This window comes from Pantoea sp. S18, assembly GCF_045689705.1.
In the GTDB taxonomy this organism is placed as follows: Bacteria; Pseudomonadota; Gammaproteobacteria; order Enterobacterales; family Enterobacteriaceae; genus Pantoea; species Pantoea symbiotica.
Genome location: NZ_CP142688.1, coordinates 3,376,776 through 3,392,234, shown reverse-complemented (window position 1 = coordinate 3,392,234; position 15,459 = coordinate 3,376,776). Strand labels below are relative to the sequence as shown.

Below are 15,459 nucleotides of genomic sequence, written 5' to 3'. Positions count from 1 at the left end.
TCCGTTGAGTTTCATTCAAACCGGGACTTACGCGTATTGCGCGTACTGCGGTTCTTCCGTGATTGATGATGTGAAGGAATTTGAGTTAAGTTCTACGCCGGTAGAAAGGCTTTCTGTGCTCAACTCTACCTGGGTCAGAATCAGTGCTGGTGCTTCTTGCTGCTCGCTGATCTCGGTGAAGAGCGATGCCTCTTCGTTGATCAACAATTCATTCAGAGAGAATTGGCTGAATGCTTTACCGGCAGCGATTTCTGGCTGGTCATTAGTGTCATAAACATCGGTAACCGCATTAACGCTAAAGCTGCCCCAACCCCAGTAACCACCGGATGCCTGCGGTGCCGCGATGCTGAAGGCGAATGGCTCGCTAACCTGGTTATTTGAGTGCGCGGTCAGGAGATGTTGGCCCGCTTCAAGCTCACTGCTTATTTCATAAATCCATTTACCGCTGGCATCAGCCTGCGCATAACCAATGAATTTTGAACCTTCTAATAAGACAACATTCGCGAAAGGCTCACTTTTTCCACTGATCCACGGAGTGGTATCTGAAGACTGACCATTCTCAGGGATGATATCGAATGATTGACCGTCAATGAGATGATCAATCACCAGCGGTTGCTCAATTAAAGAATCTGCACCGATGGTCAATGTATATTTAGCGGTTTCACCATTCACTCGAACTTCAAAAGTGTGTGTGCCTGCAGCAAGATCTTTAAATGGTGTAATGGTCCATTTGCCAAAGCCGTTAGCGACCGAACCACCAATAGGCTCATTACTGCCTTCAATGAATAAATAAACATAAGAGTTAGGTGATGCTTCACCTGAAAAACCTGGGCGTGAATCGCTGGTGACACCATTCTCAGGAATAGTGCTTGCTGTTAAATAATCAAAGGCACCCGTGAACGTTACAGGATATTGAGCAGGCACGGTATCAATGGTGATATTGAAATCTGAGCTAAATTTGCCATTAACGAATGCGCGGATATTATGGCTGCCATCAGTAATATCAAATTCTGGTGTGATCTTCCAGTTGCCATAGTTATCACTGTAGCCCTGGGCAATAACATTGTTGCTTTCATTGACAAGCGTTACCAGCGAGTTTGCAGGACCTTTTCCGCTAAAGGTTGGACGCGAATCATCGGTAGTTTTGCCTTGCTCAATGATACCTTTATGAATGCCGACATCATCATAAACTTGAGTTATTTCAACGGGAATAGGGCCATTGTTTCCCTGAACCACAATGTGAATAGGTTCTCCGCCTGAAAAACCGAAACCTTCTTGCTTAATGGTGAAGTTGTGAGATCCAGCATTAAGCACATCTGACAAATCAGCAACCCACACGCCTAACTTGTTTGATTCAACGGTTTTGATTAACTTACCATTGTCATAAATTTCAATTTTTTTATATCCATTGGCAAATCCTGACAATGATAGTGTACCGGTGTTATCAACTGCACCAGGGTTAATAGATGACCATAGAGAGTCTACTTTATGGCTAATGTCATCGAGATAGACTGTACCATTTGGAATATATGGCTTCCAACCGAACTGTGTTTTATAATAACCGGAATATTTGTATCCATTAGTATAAGCCATTTTTATTTCTCACTGTGTCATGACAACACACCTTGTGTTATCTATGCCAGAAGTATGTAAATTATTCAGGCTGGGGAGATTGAGATTTGTCCCGATAAAAATTAACTAAAATGTTTAGAGTGTTGTTTTTAATTAAACAAATCAGGCTGTTTAAGAAATTTTTAGGATAATAAATGTGTTGGAGTGAATTGAAGAAAGAGAAAAAGAGGAGTGTTGAGGATGATGAAGGGCATTCGTAGAAACAAAAAAACACCCGTTAAGGTGTTTAAATGATTGGTTGCGGGGGCCGGATTCGAACCGACGACCTTCGGGTTATGAGCCCGACGAGCTACCAGGCTGCTCCACCCCGCGTCCGTCTGTCGCATTAAGCGACTTTTCACATTGTATTCTTCTTAAGACAATTGGTTGCGGGGGCCGGATTTGAACCGACGACCTTCGGGTTATGAGCCCGACGAGCTACCAGGCTGCTCCACCCCGCGTCCGACTGACGCGTTACACGACACTTCACATTGTCTCTTCATTTAAGAAGAATTGGTTGCGGGGGCCGGATTTGAACCGACGACCTTCGGGTTATGAGCCCGACGAGCTACCAGGCTGCTCCACCCCGCGTCCGTGGATGCGCACTATACTCTGGACGCGCGGCGATGCAACCCCTTTTTGAGACAAAACGCCAAATTTACAGTCAGTTGATGAATAAACTCGCCATCGGGCGAATTATTGTACAGATGTGAGCGTGACCGCTTAGGGCAGATTTCAATCTCTCTGTCCCTTTGCTATCTTCGCCGGGCAAACAATCGATAAAAAGAGAAGGTTATGAAAGGACATTGGGCGAAGTATGCACTTACTGGCGCATTTATCGCGCTGTTAGCGGGCTGTAGTTCTAAACCGACCGATCGCGGTCAACAGTATATTGATGGCAAGCTGGAGCAACCGCTCGGGCTGGTCAATCAGCCGAACGCCAAAGGGCGTCCGGTGAACGGTAAGGACTTTGGCGATCAGGTGGTGCAGATTCAAACCGCCTCGTCTGGCCTGTTTGGGCGCAATAACGGCACCTACAGCGCGGTGCAAAACTGGCTGCTGTCCGGCGCCGATACGCGTCAGCTTAATCAGTTTGGTTTGAATGCCTACCAGATGGAAGGCACCGACAATTACGGTAACGTGCAATTCACCGGCTACTACACGCCGGTCGTGGAAGCGCGTTATACCCGTCAGGGCGAGTTCCAGTATCCGATTTATCGTATGCCGCCGCGTCCGCGCGGACAGAAGCTGCCGAGTCGCGCTTCTATATATAGTGGTGGGCTCGACGATCGCTACATCATTGCCTACAGCAACTCGCTGATCGATAACTTCATGATGGATGTGCAGGGCAGCGGCTACGTTGATTTTGGTGATGGTCGTCCGCTGCGCTTCTTTGGTTACGGCGGCAAAAATGGCTGGGCTTACCACAGCGTTGGTAAAGAGTTGATCGATCGCGGTGAAGTGAAGCGTGAAGATATGTCGATGCAGGCGATTCGTCAGTGGGCGCAAGAGCATTCGCCACAGGAAGTGCGTTCGGTGCTGGAAACCAACCAATCCTTCGTCTTCTTTAAGCCGGAAGAGTATGTGCCGGTACGCGGTGCCAGCGCGGTCCCGTTGATTGCCAAAGCCTCTGTTGCCTCCGATCGTTCACTGATTCCAGCCGGAACCGTGCTGTTAGCGGAAGTGCCGCAGCTGAACGAGAAGGGCAAGTTCAATGGCAAATATGAGATGCGCCTGATGGTGGCGTTGGACGTGGGCGGCGCGATTAAAGGCCAGCACTTCGATATCTATCAGGGCGTTGGCCCGGATGCGGCGCATCTGGCCGGTTTCTACAACCATTATGGCCGCGTCTGGGTGTTGAAAGCCGCGCCGGGCACCGGTCAGCCGGTGTTCAGCAACCCACAAAATGGCAACAACGGTTCGCTGCTGTTAGGTTCTAATTAATGTCCCGTTTTAGCGGAAAGGTTTGGTTATGACAGTAGTAAGCGACGCCTGGCGACAACGTTTTGGCGGCACGGCGCGTCTCTATGGGCAGGACGCGCTACAGCGTTTTGCCGACGCGCATTTTTGCGTGATTGGTATTGGCGGCGTGGGTTCATGGGCGGCGGAAGCGCTGGTGCGCACCGGCATCGGTAAAATCACCCTGATTGATATGGACGATGTCTGCATTACCAATACCAACCGCCAGATTCACGCGTTGCAGGGCAAAGTGGGCCAGGCGAAAACAGAAGTGATGGCGGAACGTATGCGCGCCATCAATCCGGAATGCGAAGTGATCTGTATCGATGACTTCATCACGCCGGAGAATACCGCCGAACTGTTATCGGCGGGGTTTGACTACGTGATTGATGCGATTGATAGCGTGCGGCCCAAAGCCGCGTTGATTGCCTGGTGTCGTCGCAACAAGATCCCGCTGATTACCACCGGCGGCGCGGGCGGCCAGATCGATCCCACACAGATCCAGGTTAGCGATCTGGCGAAAACCATTCAGGATCCGCTGGCGGCTAAGCTGCGTGAGAGATTGAAAGGGGATTTCGGCGTGGTGAAGAACAGCAAAGGCAAGCTCGGTATCGACTGCGTATTCTCGACGGAGGCGCTGATGTATCCGCAGCCGGACGGCAGCGTGTGTACTTCACGCTCCACCGCAGAAGGGCCGAAACGTATGGATTGTGCCGCCGGATTTGGCGCGGCGACCATGGTGACCGCCACTTTCGGGTTTGTGGCGGTTTCCCATGCGTTGAAGAAGTTTCTGGCGAAGGCGGCGCGTCAAACGGCCTGAGTATGCTGACGTGCAGCGCGTTGCACCGCATCCGCCAGCGCCTGTAAGCCGCTGCTGCGCGACGCACTAAGCTGTGCTCGCAGCCCTAAGGTATCAAACAACGCCAGCGGATCTTGCTGCAGCAGATCGGCTGGCGTTTTGCCTTCCACCGCCGTCAGCAACACCGCCAGCAATCCACGTACGATGCGTCCTTCGCTGTCGCCATAAAAGTGCAGCGTGCCGTTGTTCAACAATTGGCTGCTGAGCCACACGCGATTTTCACAGCCCGTGAGCTCGATATCCGGCGTTTTCAACTCCTCCGCTAACGCAGGTAGCTGGCGGCTGAGCTGGATCAACTGACGATAACGATCTTCCCACTGATGAAAATGGGTGAATTTTTCCGTCAGGCTGGCTGCGGTAATCAGATCGCCGAACGGATGCGGGGCGAGCAGAGTTGATGTCATGGGCTTATTCACTCAGTAAGTCGACGGCATGGCGCATGGCGCGCACCAGCGCATCCACGTCCTGCAAATTATTATAGGGGGCGAACGAGACGCGCAGCGTGCCGGTGACGCCAAGCGCCGCCATCAGCGGCTGCGCGCAGTGCTGTCCGGCGCGTAACGCGATGCCGTGCTCGGCGAGCAGCGTGACAATGTCGCTGTGATGAATGCCCGCAATATCAAACGCCAGCAGGCTGGCATTGCCACAGCGGAAGCTGCGGAAACCGGGGATCTCGCTCAATTGCTCTTCGGCCAGACTCGCCAGCTGCTGGCTCCACATCTCAGCCTTTTTGCCATCATGTTGCGCCAGCCACTCCAGCGCGGCACTCAAACCCACCACGCCCGCAACGTTAGGCGTTCCGGCTTCAAAACGCCACGGTACCGGCTGCGGCGTGAAACCGTTAAAATCGACCTGCGTCAGCATTTTGCCGCCGCCTTGCCATGGATCCATCGCTTCCAGCAATTCCGCTTTGCCATACAGCACGCCAATGCCCATCGGGCCGTAAAGTTTATGGCCTGAAAAAGCATAGAAATCAATATCCAGCGCCTGCACATCCGGCGGACAATGCACCACGCCTTGTGCACCATCAACCATCACTTTGGCGCCGACGTCATGGGCTAAACGGATCGCCTGCGCCAGATCCGGACAGCCGCCGGTGACGTTCGACATCTGGCCAACGGCTAACAATCGGGTGCGTGAATTGAGCAACGTCGGCAGCTGCGCGATATCCGGCAAACGATCGGCGCCCAGCGGCCATTTCACTACTTTCGCGCCCGCCGCTTTTGCCACCATCAACCACGGCACCAGATTGGCGTGGTGCTCGGCTTCGCTAACCACGATTTCATCGCCAGCTTGCAGTCGCGGCGCCAGCCAGCTGTTCGCCACCAGATTGATCGCTTCGGTGGTGCCGCGCGTCCAGACAATCTGCCGATCGTCCGCAGCATTGAGCCAGCGCGCCACTAAACCGCGCGCCTGTTCGTACTTTTCCGTTAATGCGCGAGCGGCAGCGAACTGGCTGCGATGCACGGTGCCAGCGCTTAAGCTGTAGAACTGTGCGGTTGCGTCGATCACCGCCTGCGGCTTGAGCGCAGTGGCGGCGCTATCGAGGTAGATACCGGCATCGCTCATTGCGGGGAACTGCTGGCGGAAGGCGCCTGGGGAAAAAATGGTCATACTCAGCCCACTGTTAATCATATTAGGACCAGGCTGAAAGCTGGCCCGTTGCCTGGCAAAGCTGGAAAAGCGCGTTATGCTAATTATTGCAAGGTTTGAACCGAAACCCGCATAACGCATCGCTATTCACAGTCGATTTCACTGGCGCTACCTTTGGTGAGCGCATGCGGGTGGTTTAATGCAATCAATCTGCAAGGAGATAGAAGATGAATAAACTCACCGCAGTGCTGGCCGTATGTACTCTGGCCTTTACCCTGTCCGCATGTTCCAGCAATTACGTGATGCACACTAACGATGGTCGCACCATCGTCGCCGATGGCAAACCTAAAGTTGATGACGAAACCGGTATGATCAGCTATCAGGATGCCAATGGCAATAAGCAGCAGATTAACCGCTCTGACGTCAAAGAGATGGTAGAGATGGGGCAGTAAACGGCAGTAAGAGATAAAAAAAAAGCACCGCAATTTGCGGTGCTATTTAAAATCACTATGGACAGACAGGGTAAATCTACAGGAATTAAAAGCTTGATCTGCAAGCGTCAGATCAAAATGCAAACACAACATCACGACCACAAGCCAAAAGCTCTCCAAAAGTCTGCGATCTCTCGCACGTTTCCAGAAATCTTTTCGTTCCGGCTCAGGAAGTGCGGCAACTATAGGTATTTGCTGGAGCTTCCTCAACGGACAAATTATAATGTCTCGGATTAAAAAAACTAATACGTAGCGACTTTGTATAAGTTGAAGTATTACCTTGTCAATCCGGATACGGAAAACCATGTCTAAACGCCTTCCGCCGCTTAATGCTTTACGCGTCTTCGATGCTGCTGCCCGTCATTTGAGCTTCACCAAAGCCGCTGAAGAGCTGTTTGTTACCCAGGCTGCTGTCAGCCATCAGATCAAATCTCTGGAAGATTTCTTAGGTTTAAAGCTGTTTCGCCGGAGGAATCGTTCGCTTTTACTGACAGAAGAAGGTCAAAGCTACTACTTAGACATCAAGGAGATTTTCTCCGCCCTAAACGATGCGACGCGCAAGTTGCAGGCGCGCAGCGCCAAAGGTGCGCTCACCGTCAGTTTGCTGCCGAGTTTCGCCATTCAGTGGCTGGTGCCTCGCCTTTCCAGCTTTAATATGGCTTATCCGGGCATCGACGTGCGTATCCAGGCGGTGGACCGTGATGAGGAGAAATTGGCGGACGACGTCGACGTGGCGATTTTCTACGGTCGCGGCAACTGGCCAGGCCTGCGGGTTGAGAAATTGTATGCTGAATATTTGCTGCCGGTCTGCTCACCGATGTTGCTGACCGGCGATAATCCGCTCAAATCACCGGCTGATTTGGCGCACTGCACGTTGCTGCATGATGCATCGCGCCGCGACTGGCAATCTTATACGCGTCAGCTTGGCGTGCAGCACATTAATGTGCAACAGGGCCCGATCTTCAGCCACAGCGCGATGGTGCTGCAGGCGGCGATACATGGTCAGGGCGTGGCGCTGGCGAATAATGTGATGGCGCAGAGTGAGATTGAAGCCGGTCGCCTGGTGTGTCCTTTTAATGACGTATTAGTCAGTAAAAATGCTTTTTATCTGGTTTGTCATGACAGCCAGGCAGAACTGGGTAAAATAGCCGCCTTTCGTCAGTGGATCCTGGAAAAAGCAGCCAATGAACAAGAAAAATTCCGTTTTCGCTACGATCACTAATGCATCGATGGCTGCACAGTGATGTGCGCACTACCTTGAGGATTCTTTGATGTCCAGTCGTGCCATGTTTGTCTTTGCTGCTATCAGTGGATTTCTACTGGTGGCGTTTGGTGCTTTCGGGGCGCATGTGCTGAGCAAATCGCTTGGCCCGGCCGAAATGGCGTGGATACATACCGGCCTCGAATATCAGGCGTATCACACGCTGGCGGTGATCGGCTTGGGTGCAGCCATGCTGCGTCGCGCCAATATCTGGTTTTACTGGAGTAGCGCCGCGATGGCGCTGGGTACCGTGTTGTTCAGTGGCAGCCTCTATTGTCTGGCGCTGTCGCACATGAAGTTTTGGGTTTTTGTTACGCCAGTGGGCGGCTTGTGCTTCCTTATAGGCTGGTTCTTGATGTTGATTGGCGCACTGCGTCTGAAACGAAAGGCAGATCGCCATGAATAAAGTTTTACTCTATTGCCGTCCGGGATTTGAGAAAGAGTGCGCGGCAGAGATCAGCGCGAAAGCAGCTGAGCGCGAAATTTACGGCTTCCCGCGCGTCAAAGATGACTCGGGTTACGTGCTGTATGAGTGCTATCAGCAAGAAGACGCTGAAAAGCTGATCCAAACGCTGCCATTTGCCGAGCTGATCTTTGCGCGTCAGATGCTGGTGGTGGGAGAGCTGCTGCGCGATTTGCCGCCAGAAGATCGCATCACGCCGATTGTCGGCATGCTGACCGGTGTGGTGGAGAAGGGCGGTGAACTGCGGGTTGAAGTGCCGGATACCAATGAAGCGAAAGAGCTCACCAAGTTCTGCCGTAAATTAACCGTGCCGCTGCGTGCCAGCCTGCGTGAAAGCAAAATCCTGCTTAATTACGAAACGCCGAAGCGTCCGGTGGTGCATGTGTTCTTTATTGCGCCTGGCACCTGCTACGTTGGCTATTCGCTGCCGGAAAACAACTCGCCGTTCTATATGGGGATTCCGCGCCTGAAGTTCCCGTCCGATGCGCCGAGCCGTTCCACGCTCAAGCTGGAAGAGGCCTTCCACGTGTTTGTGCCTGCGGATGAGTGGGATGAGCGTTTAGCCAGCGGCATGTACGCCGTCGATCTCGGCGCTTGCCCCGGCGGTTGGACCTATCAGCTGGTGAAACGCAGCATGTGGGTATTTGCGGTGGATAACGGCCCAATGGCGCCAAGCCTGATGGATACCGGACAAGTCACGCACTGCCGCGAAGATGGTTTTAAATTCCGTCCGCCGCGTACCAATATTAGCTGGCTGGTGTGCGACATGGTGGAAAAACCGGTGCGCGTAGCGAGCCTGATGACTGAATGGCTGGTGAATGGCTGGTGCCGTGAAGCAATCTTCAACCTCAAGCTGCCCATGAAAAAGCGCTACGAAGAAGTGACGCAGAACCTGGCGATGATTGATGACGCGCTGAAAGCGCAGGGCATTAATGCCCAGATTCAGGCGCGTCAGCTGTATCACGACCGCGAAGAAGTGACCGTTCACGTACGCCGGTTGTGGGCGGCAGTTGGCGGCCGTCGCGACGAGCGTTAATCCTGCTTCATACTTTGCACTACAGCGGCGTTGGCTGCGCTTGCTCGCCCCGGTCACATACTGATGTATGCTCCCGGGGACTCGCGCACTTGCCGCCTTGCTGTAGCGCAAATTATTTCGCAGGATATTTGTTTTGTAGGGTCGCCATTTATGGTGACCTGGTGCGCATGAATGCACACCCTTACAGACGGTTCGTAGGGTCGCCGTTTATGGTGACCGCTATTTCGCTTTATATCTCAGGGTGTTGAGATTGCCTTGTAACATTAAATCCCGCTTTAACGTTGAAACTTTCCGACAAATTTCCGCCATTTCCCGCTGTTCCTGCAATTTCCCCTGCCACTTGCTAGGTACCTGATCCCATTGCTGATAGATCGCATCCAGCGAACCAAACTGCATCAACAGCTCGCGGGCACTTTTTGGGCCAATGCCGGGCACGCCAGGAATTTTACTGCTGCTGATACCGCACAATCCCCAGTAATCGGGCAGCTGCGCGGGTGAGACACCAAACTCTTGCTCGATAAAAGGCACATCCAGCCAGCGCTTCTGGAAATAATCGCGAATGCGAATGTTGGGAGCCAGCAGCTGGCAATAGCCTTTATCGGTAGAAACAATCGTTGCCTGATGACCGGCGTCAGCCATTTTCACCGCCAGCGTGGCGGCGAGATCGTCGGCTTCGTCTAAATCGGCCACCCAACAGCTGACGCCAGCGGCGCGGAAGGCGTCCTGCAGCGCGGGCATCTCCAGATGCAAATCTTCCGGCATTGGCGGGCGACCCGCTTTGTAATCCGGCAAAAGTTGATGGCGCCAGCCAGGCTGACGCTCATGGCTATCAAACACCGCCACCACATGCGTGGGCTGGGTATGTCCTAATAACTGATGCAAAGCAGCAACGCAGCTTTCGCGGCACGGCGATCCCTGAACGGCGTGCAGACGACGAATCAGATTGAGTGCATCAATGATAAGAAGATGAAACGACATAGCGATAGCGGCAGCCCGCAGGCTGCCTTCCTGGTGGGTTATTTGATGATTTCGTAGCAAGGCGTGTAGGCGCTGCCCGGCAGCTTCATGCGCTGCTGTGCGACAAAGCCTTGCAACAGCTCATCCATGCGGTGCATGAGATTGGCATCGCCGTGCAGCTTGTATGGACCTTTCTCGCGAATTTCACGAATCCCGATCTCTTTAACGTTACCCGCGACAATGCCGGAGAAAGCGCGACGCAGATCGGCTGCTAACAGCTCGGCAGGTTGATCCGGAAACAGCTTCAGGTTTGCCATATTCTCGTGCGTCGGCAGGAAGGGCACCTGCAATTCGGGGGCGATACGAATCGACCAGTTGAAGCTGTAGGCATCGCCAGTTTCGCGACGATATTCTTTCACCTGCGGCATGGCTTTCTTCATCAGACGCGCCACTTCAGCGGCATCATCAATGATGATTTTGTAGTGCTTGCGTGCGGCTTCGCCCAGCGTGTTGACGATGAAATCATCCAGCACGCGGAAGTAGTCGGCGCTCTCTTTGGGTCCGGTCAGAATCAGCGGAAGTACCTGATCGCTGTTATGTGGATTCATCAAAATACCCAACAGATAGAGCAGCTCTTCTGCCGTGCCCACGCCGCCTGGGAAGATCACAATGCCGTGAGCGATACGCACAAAGGCTTCGAGACGTTTTTCGATATCCGGCATGATGATCAGCTCATTGACCAGCGGATTCGGTGGCTCTGCGGCAATGATTGAGGGTTCGGTCAGGCCTATAAAACGGCTGTCATGATAGCGCTGCTGCGCATGGCCAACGGCGGCACCTTTCATCGGGGCTTCCATCACGCCAGGCCCGCAACCGGTACAGATGTTGAGTTCGCGCAGGCCCATTTGCGTGCCGACGTTGCGGCAATATTGGTATTCCACCGCATTGATCGAGTGACCGCCCCAACACACCACGGTATTCGGGTATTCACCAATATGCAGCGCACGCGCGTTACGCAGAATAGAAAACACCTGATTGGTGATATGCGCAGAGTCTTCCGGTTCATCATTCTGGCAGCGTTCGGTCGCCGCCAGTTGACCGTTCACAAACAGAATATCGCGCAGCACGGCAAACAGGTTCGCCTGCAGCGAACGAATAATACGGCCATCAACAAACGCCTCTTCCGGCGGGTTGATGAGTTCAAGTTTCACACCGCGTTCACGGCGCAACACGTTGATATCAAAGTTTTCGAAACGGGAAAGTAATTCCTGGCTGCTGTCGGTTTGGCTACCCGAGTTGAGTACCGCAAGTGAGCAGTTACGAAACAGCTGATAAAGGTCGCTGCTGGCAGTGCGCTTCAGCATGTCGACTTCAAGCTGGGAGAGCAGATCCATCGAGCCAAGCGGGCTGATATGTGTAATCAAGAGAACTCCTTTACACGCAAATGCGTGGCTGATGACGCTGCGCTTACCTTATTAACGCAGCGACGAAAATCCCTGGTCGCGCATGCTTCAATCGCGCCTTCAACAGAGTAACGTTGTCCGCCGTGAATGCTCAAGAGGAACCGCGCATCCGTGCAGCGGCCTGCGAGGCGTCTCGCAATCTGCTACTGGCGAACCAGGCGGGAAAAACCGGGAGAGAAGGGCACGTTACTGCGCCACGGATTAATATCCAGACCGCCGCGCCGCGTGTAACGTGCATAAACGGTTAATGCTTCTGGCTGACAAAAGCGCTGAACATCGTTGAAAATGCGTTCAACACACTGCTCATGAAACTCATTGTGCTGACGGAATGAGATGAGATATCGCAGCAGCGCTTCACGATCGATACGCGGGCCTTTGTAGCGAATCATTACGGATCCCCAATCGGGCTGATTGGTGATTAAACAGTTTGATTTCAGCAGATGGCTAACCAGCGTTTCTTCAACCACCTCGCGGCCTGCAGCCTGCACCAGATAATCTGCGTTGAAGGCGTAATCGTGGATTTCGATATCCTGCTCATCAATCACTTCGCCAGTGAAGTGGCCGATCGGCTGGCCTTCCACTTCGCTGAGACGAAACAGGGCCACGCTGACCTGACCCTTCGCGCAGGCGCTGAGATCGCGCTCTAGCGTCTGGCGCACTTCGCCCCAGTCGGCGAAAACTGTCTGATTAAAGCTGTTAAGATAGAGCTTGAAACTCTTCGACTCGATCAGGTTTTGGCTATCGGCGCGCAGCACTACTTCGCCCACCGCCACCTGCGGAACGCCTTTACTGTTGAGCCAGGAGAGTTCGTATAGCGTCCAGATATCTGCGCCAGTAAAAGGCAGATTATCGGGATACAGCCCAAGCGGCTCACGGTTCAGGCTGCGCGGCACGGATTGCAACAGCGTGTTATCGTAACGATCGACATAAGCCGTGGGCTTACCTAAGGTCAGGCCGCTTAATGCCTGATCCCGGTTTTCAGAAGACATAACGGTTACCACCAAATTTCATCAAAGTGGTTAAGTGTAACCTAACACCTGCGAGAATATGAATGATGCAGCAAACCGTAGATGCTCTGCGTGAGTTTACCGCCCGCTACGTTGAACATTGGCAGCAACAAACCGGACATTTTCCCGCCAGCGCCGATCTGCTTGGCGTTCCCTCCGACTGCATCATCAGCACGCTGGATGACCGCGTGTTGTGGCAGCCGCAGCCGTTTACGTTACCGGCCACGCTTGAAGCGGTAGAGCGTGCAGTGGATCTGCAACTGCAACCGGAAATCAGTGCGTTTTACACCACGCAATTTGCCGGCGATATGACGGCAACCTTAGAGCAGCGACCAATTACCCTGCTGCAGGTATGGAGTGAAGCGGATTTCACCCGCCTGCAAGAGAACCTGATCGGTCATCTGGTTATGAAGCGTCGCTTAAGACAGGCACCAACTTTGTTTATTGCCACCACCGATTCAGAGAATGATGTGATTGCGCTGTGCAATCTTACCGGTGAGGTCATTCTGGAGGAGCCTGGCACTAAAAAGCGTGAAGTGTTGGCGCCATCCGTTAAGACATTTCTTAATGCTTTACAACCGGTTACTCAGTGATTTGCAGATTTTCAGGCTGCGCTTTGTGAGAGATCTCTCACGTCTCGTGTGAGAGATCGCTAGATCATCGTGCAGACTTCTGGAAGCCCTAAATGTAAAAATATTGTGAATCATGAACTTATGGCATCAATCTGAAAATTAAGACAGGGCTTAATCCATTAACGCTTCTTACTGGCTTGTTATTGCGATGGTTTCTGGGAGAATAGTCACCACTGGCAGGATGCTGGGGATTAAGAGACGTTCAGGAGAATGTCAGCCATGAGGCAGGAACGTAACGGAGTTTACGGCACAAGGAAGGCTTCAGGATGAAGCAGGACACTCAGGATTGAGTCAGGGACACCTCCAGGACGGAGAATGAGAGCCACGCGGAATGTGGCGGGCCAGGATGCTAAGGACCAATGTCATGATGACAAGCGACGGAAAGCGCAGGAAAAGTTGTCATGGATGAGCAGGGAGCACAGCAGTAGCTGGAATGCTGCAAACGAAAACCGGGAGCACTGTAATCACAGTGCTCCCTTTTTTTATGCCATTTTTGCGCCGGGCGTGACTGATGGTATGCTTGCCGCCCAATTTTTCTCTGGAGGTGGCGCATGTCGTCGCAAATGATTTTTCAGCGCCTGCAGCAGGTCGAAGCGGTGATGCGCGAACACGGCCATTGGCAGTCACAATCCCCCGAGGCGAGCGCCTTCAGCAGTACCGAACCTTTCTGTCTCGATACCATGGAGCCGCTGCAATGGCTGCAATGGGTATTGATACCGCGCTTTTATGCGCTGCTCGAAAGTGGCGCGCCGTTACCGCAGAATTTCGCTATCACACCTTATTATGAAGTCGCATTGCCAGCCGAAACCGCGGGCTATGCGGCATTATTGCTGACGCTCAATAAGTTTGATGCGCTGTTCCAGGAACCTTCCGCCTGATGCTCGAAATCCTTTATCAAGATGAGTGGCTGGTCGCCGTGAATAAGCCAGCCGGTTGGCTGGTGCATCGCAGCTGGCTTGATCGCAACGAAAAAGTGGTGGTGATGCAAACGGTGCGCGATCAGATTGGTCAGCATGTCTTCACCGTGCACCGCCTCGATCGCCCAACGTCTGGCGTGTTGCTGATGGCCTTATCGAGTGAAGTCGCCCATTTACTGGCGCAGCAGTTTGAACAGCATCAGATGCAGAAAACCTATCATGCGGTGCTGCGCGGCTGGCTGGAAGGCGGCGCGACGCTGGATTATCCGCTGGTGGAAGAGCTGGATAAGATTGCCGATAAATTCGCCACTCAGGAGCCTGTTGCCCAACCGGCAGTAACGGATTACCAGGCGCTGGCACACGTTGAGATGCCGGTCGCTATCAGCCGTTATAACACCGCGCGCTATACGCTGGTGGAGATGGCTCCGCACACCGGCCGTAAACATCAACTGCGCCGCCACATGGTGCATCTGCGTCATCCGATTATTGGCGACAGCGCGCACGGTGATTTGCGCCAGAATCGTGGTGCGGCGGCACACTTTGGCCTTAATCGCCTGATGCTGCACGCCAGCGCACTTAGCTTTACCCATCCCGTCACCGGCGAGCCCTTAGTGATTCGCGCCGGGTTGGATCGCGTCTGGCAGCAGATGCTTGAGCAATTTGGCTGGCAGGATCAGATCCCTGATGTTCCCAGGGTTGAGTTTGCCATTGATGCAGTCCAGGATAAGCCAACAGAATAAAGGAGCGGCAAGATGGCAAAGATTGGCATTTTTACAGGTACGGTTTACGGCAATGCGCTGCTGGTGGCTGAAGAAGCACAGACGGTGCTGGAAGAGCAGGGCCACGAGGTGAAGGTGTTTGAAGATCCGTCGATGGCGGATTGGCAGGCATACAGCAAAGAGGTGGTGCTGATTGTCACCTCAACCACTGGCCAGGGCGACTTCCCGGATAACATTGCCCGCCTGTATGTTAAGGTGCGTGATGAGCTGGGTTATCAACCCGAATTGCGTTACGGCGTGATTGGCTTGGGTGATAGCAGCTATGACAATTTCTGCGGTGCCGGTAAAACCTTCGATGCCACCTTGCAGGAGCAGAGCGCACAGCGTATCGGCGAGGTGCTGCTGGTGGATGCGACGGAAGATCCGGAGCCAGAATCAGTGACGTCACCTTGGGTTGAGAGCTGGGGTAAGTTGCTGTAATGGGTGAGGTC

General features: G+C 53.2%; 16 protein-coding genes and 3 tRNA genes. 10 read left to right on the top strand and 9 right to left on the bottom strand.

Features of this window, described 5'->3' with window-relative positions:
- Positions 1-27 precede the first annotated feature (27 nt).
- From VIJ98_RS15890 to VIJ98_RS15875, 4 genes are all read right to left on the bottom strand, one after another.
- Positions 28-1,593, bottom strand: a complete 1,566-nt coding sequence (locus VIJ98_RS15890; protein WP_154155403.1) for an Ig-like domain-containing protein — start codon at positions 1,591-1,593, stop codon at positions 28-30.
- Positions 1,594-1,867: 274 nt separating this feature from the next.
- Positions 1,868-1,944 (bottom strand) — tRNA-Met (locus tag VIJ98_RS15885).
- A gap of 51 nt (positions 1,945-1,995) precedes the next feature.
- Positions 1,996-2,072, bottom strand: a tRNA-Met gene (locus VIJ98_RS15880).
- A gap of 53 nt (positions 2,073-2,125) precedes the next feature.
- A tRNA-Met gene (locus VIJ98_RS15875) sits at positions 2,126-2,202 on the bottom strand.
- Positions 2,203-2,406: 204 nt separating this feature from the next.
- Here VIJ98_RS15875 and mltA point away from each other — a divergent pair.
- Both mltA and tcdA read left to right on the top strand, forming a co-directional pair.
- A complete protein-coding gene (mltA, locus tag VIJ98_RS15870) occupies positions 2,407-3,555 on the top strand; it encodes a murein transglycosylase A (RefSeq protein ID WP_008109581.1) in 1,149 nt (382 codons plus the stop codon).
- Positions 3,556-3,583: 28 nt separating this feature from the next.
- Complete coding sequence (tcdA, locus tag VIJ98_RS15865) at positions 3,584-4,390, top strand: tRNA cyclic N6-threonylcarbamoyladenosine(37) synthase TcdA (RefSeq protein ID WP_061719905.1); 807 nt, start codon at positions 3,584-3,586, stop codon at positions 4,388-4,390.
- Here the strand turns inward: tcdA and csdE are convergent.
- Positions 4,378-4,833 (bottom strand): cysteine desulfurase sulfur acceptor subunit CsdE, encoded by a 456-nt coding sequence (csdE, locus tag VIJ98_RS15860; protein WP_061719906.1) that lies wholly within the window; start codon positions 4,831-4,833, stop codon positions 4,378-4,380. The two genes, tcdA and csdE, sit on opposite strands and share 13 nt — an antisense overlap.
- 4 nt (positions 4,834-4,837) lie before the next feature.
- Complete coding sequence (gene csdA, locus VIJ98_RS15855; RefSeq protein ID WP_154155405.1) at positions 4,838-6,043, bottom strand: cysteine desulfurase CsdA; 1,206 nt, start codon at positions 6,041-6,043, stop codon at positions 4,838-4,840.
- Positions 6,044-6,249: 206 nt separating this feature from the next.
- Between csdA and VIJ98_RS15850 the strand changes: the two genes are divergently transcribed.
- From VIJ98_RS15850 to rlmM, 4 genes are all read left to right on the top strand, one after another.
- Complete coding sequence (locus VIJ98_RS15850; RefSeq protein ID WP_008109575.1) at positions 6,250-6,474, top strand: YgdI/YgdR family lipoprotein; 225 nt, start codon at positions 6,250-6,252, stop codon at positions 6,472-6,474.
- Between the two features lie 343 nt (positions 6,475-6,817).
- Positions 6,818-7,735 carry a transcriptional regulator GcvA gene (locus tag VIJ98_RS15845; RefSeq protein WP_154155407.1) on the top strand — a complete coding sequence of 306 codons (918 nt, stop codon included), beginning with the start codon at positions 6,818-6,820 and terminating at the stop codon, positions 7,733-7,735.
- Positions 7,736-7,784: 49 nt separating this feature from the next.
- The gene (locus tag VIJ98_RS15840) at positions 7,785-8,180 is read left to right on the top strand and encodes a DUF423 domain-containing protein (RefSeq protein WP_008109570.1); all 396 of its coding nucleotides are present in this window, start codon (positions 7,785-7,787) and stop codon (positions 8,178-8,180) included.
- Positions 8,173-9,273: a 23S rRNA (cytidine(2498)-2'-O)-methyltransferase RlmM gene (gene rlmM, locus VIJ98_RS15835; RefSeq protein ID WP_061719908.1), complete on the top strand. Its 1,101-nt coding sequence runs from the start codon at positions 8,173-8,175 to the stop codon at positions 9,271-9,273. The genes VIJ98_RS15840 and rlmM overlap by 8 nt, the downstream gene beginning before the upstream one ends.
- 219 nt (positions 9,274-9,492) lie before the next feature.
- On the opposite strand, the gene xni is transcribed toward rlmM, so the two are convergent.
- The 3 genes from xni to queF form a co-directional block, all read right to left on the bottom strand.
- The gene (xni, locus tag VIJ98_RS15830; RefSeq protein ID WP_154155409.1) at positions 9,493-10,251 is read right to left on the bottom strand and encodes a flap endonuclease Xni; all 759 of its coding nucleotides are present in this window, start codon (positions 10,249-10,251) and stop codon (positions 9,493-9,495) included.
- A 38-nt stretch (positions 10,252-10,289) separates the two neighbouring features.
- Positions 10,290-11,654: a nucleotide 5'-monophosphate nucleosidase PpnN gene (gene ppnN / locus VIJ98_RS15825; protein WP_008101375.1), complete on the bottom strand. Its 1,365-nt coding sequence runs from the start codon at positions 11,652-11,654 to the stop codon at positions 10,290-10,292.
- A gap of 182 nt (positions 11,655-11,836) precedes the next feature.
- Entirely contained in the window at positions 11,837-12,682 is an 846-nt protein-coding gene (gene queF, locus VIJ98_RS15820; RefSeq protein WP_154155410.1) for an NADPH-dependent 7-cyano-7-deazaguanine reductase QueF, read from the bottom strand.
- Between the two features lie 62 nt (positions 12,683-12,744).
- On the opposite strand from queF, the gene syd reads away from it, so the two are divergent.
- From syd to VIJ98_RS15800, 4 genes are all read left to right on the top strand, one after another.
- Positions 12,745-13,293: a SecY-interacting protein gene (gene syd / locus VIJ98_RS15815; protein WP_154155412.1), complete on the top strand. Its 549-nt coding sequence runs from the start codon at positions 12,745-12,747 to the stop codon at positions 13,291-13,293.
- Between the two features lie 590 nt (positions 13,294-13,883).
- Positions 13,884-14,210, top strand: a complete 327-nt coding sequence (locus VIJ98_RS15810; protein WP_154155414.1) for a YqcC family protein — start codon at positions 13,884-13,886, stop codon at positions 14,208-14,210.
- Positions 14,210-14,989, top strand: a complete 780-nt coding sequence (gene truC / locus VIJ98_RS15805) for a tRNA pseudouridine(65) synthase TruC (protein WP_154155416.1) — start codon at positions 14,210-14,212, stop codon at positions 14,987-14,989. The genes VIJ98_RS15810 and truC overlap by 1 nt, the downstream gene beginning before the upstream one ends.
- A gap of 12 nt (positions 14,990-15,001) precedes the next feature.
- Positions 15,002-15,448: a flavodoxin gene (locus tag VIJ98_RS15800; RefSeq protein WP_008101384.1), complete on the top strand. Its 447-nt coding sequence runs from the start codon at positions 15,002-15,004 to the stop codon at positions 15,446-15,448.
- Positions 15,449-15,459 lie beyond the last annotated feature (11 nt).

What these genes read in the sequence shown, in the direction of transcription:
- rlmM (WP_061719908.1), top strand. Translation starts at nt 8,173, where the DNA reads ATGAATAAAGTTTTACTCTATTGCCGTCCGGGATTTGAGAAAGAGTGC.
- xni (WP_154155409.1), bottom strand. Translation starts at nt 10,251, where the DNA reads ATGTCGTTTCATCTTCTTATCATTGATGCACTCAATCTGATTCGTCGT.
- VIJ98_RS15840 (WP_008109570.1), top strand. Translation starts at nt 7,785, where the DNA reads ATGTCCAGTCGTGCCATGTTTGTCTTTGCTGCTATCAGTGGATTTCTA.
- mltA (WP_008109581.1), top strand. Translation starts at nt 2,407, where the DNA reads ATGAAAGGACATTGGGCGAAGTATGCACTTACTGGCGCATTTATCGCG.
- truC (WP_154155416.1), top strand. Translation starts at nt 14,210, where the DNA reads ATGCTCGAAATCCTTTATCAAGATGAGTGGCTGGTCGCCGTGAATAAG.
- VIJ98_RS15810 (WP_154155414.1), top strand. Translation starts at nt 13,884, where the DNA reads ATGTCGTCGCAAATGATTTTTCAGCGCCTGCAGCAGGTCGAAGCGGTG.
- queF (WP_154155410.1), bottom strand. Translation starts at nt 12,682, where the DNA reads ATGTCTTCTGAAAACCGGGATCAGGCATTAAGCGGCCTGACCTTAGGT.
- syd (WP_154155412.1), top strand. Translation starts at nt 12,745, where the DNA reads ATGATGCAGCAAACCGTAGATGCTCTGCGTGAGTTTACCGCCCGCTAC.
- VIJ98_RS15845 (WP_154155407.1), top strand. Translation starts at nt 6,818, where the DNA reads ATGTCTAAACGCCTTCCGCCGCTTAATGCTTTACGCGTCTTCGATGCT.
- tcdA (WP_061719905.1), top strand. Translation starts at nt 3,584, where the DNA reads ATGACAGTAGTAAGCGACGCCTGGCGACAACGTTTTGGCGGCACGGCG.
- csdE (WP_061719906.1), bottom strand. Translation starts at nt 4,833, where the DNA reads ATGACATCAACTCTGCTCGCCCCGCATCCGTTCGGCGATCTGATTACC.
- csdA (WP_154155405.1), bottom strand. Translation starts at nt 6,043, where the DNA reads ATGACCATTTTTTCCCCAGGCGCCTTCCGCCAGCAGTTCCCCGCAATG.
- VIJ98_RS15800 (WP_008101384.1), top strand. Translation starts at nt 15,002, where the DNA reads ATGGCAAAGATTGGCATTTTTACAGGTACGGTTTACGGCAATGCGCTG.
- VIJ98_RS15890 (WP_154155403.1), bottom strand. Translation starts at nt 1,593, where the DNA reads ATGGCTTATACTAATGGATACAAATATTCCGGTTATTATAAAACACAG.
- VIJ98_RS15850 (WP_008109575.1), top strand. Translation starts at nt 6,250, where the DNA reads ATGAATAAACTCACCGCAGTGCTGGCCGTATGTACTCTGGCCTTTACC.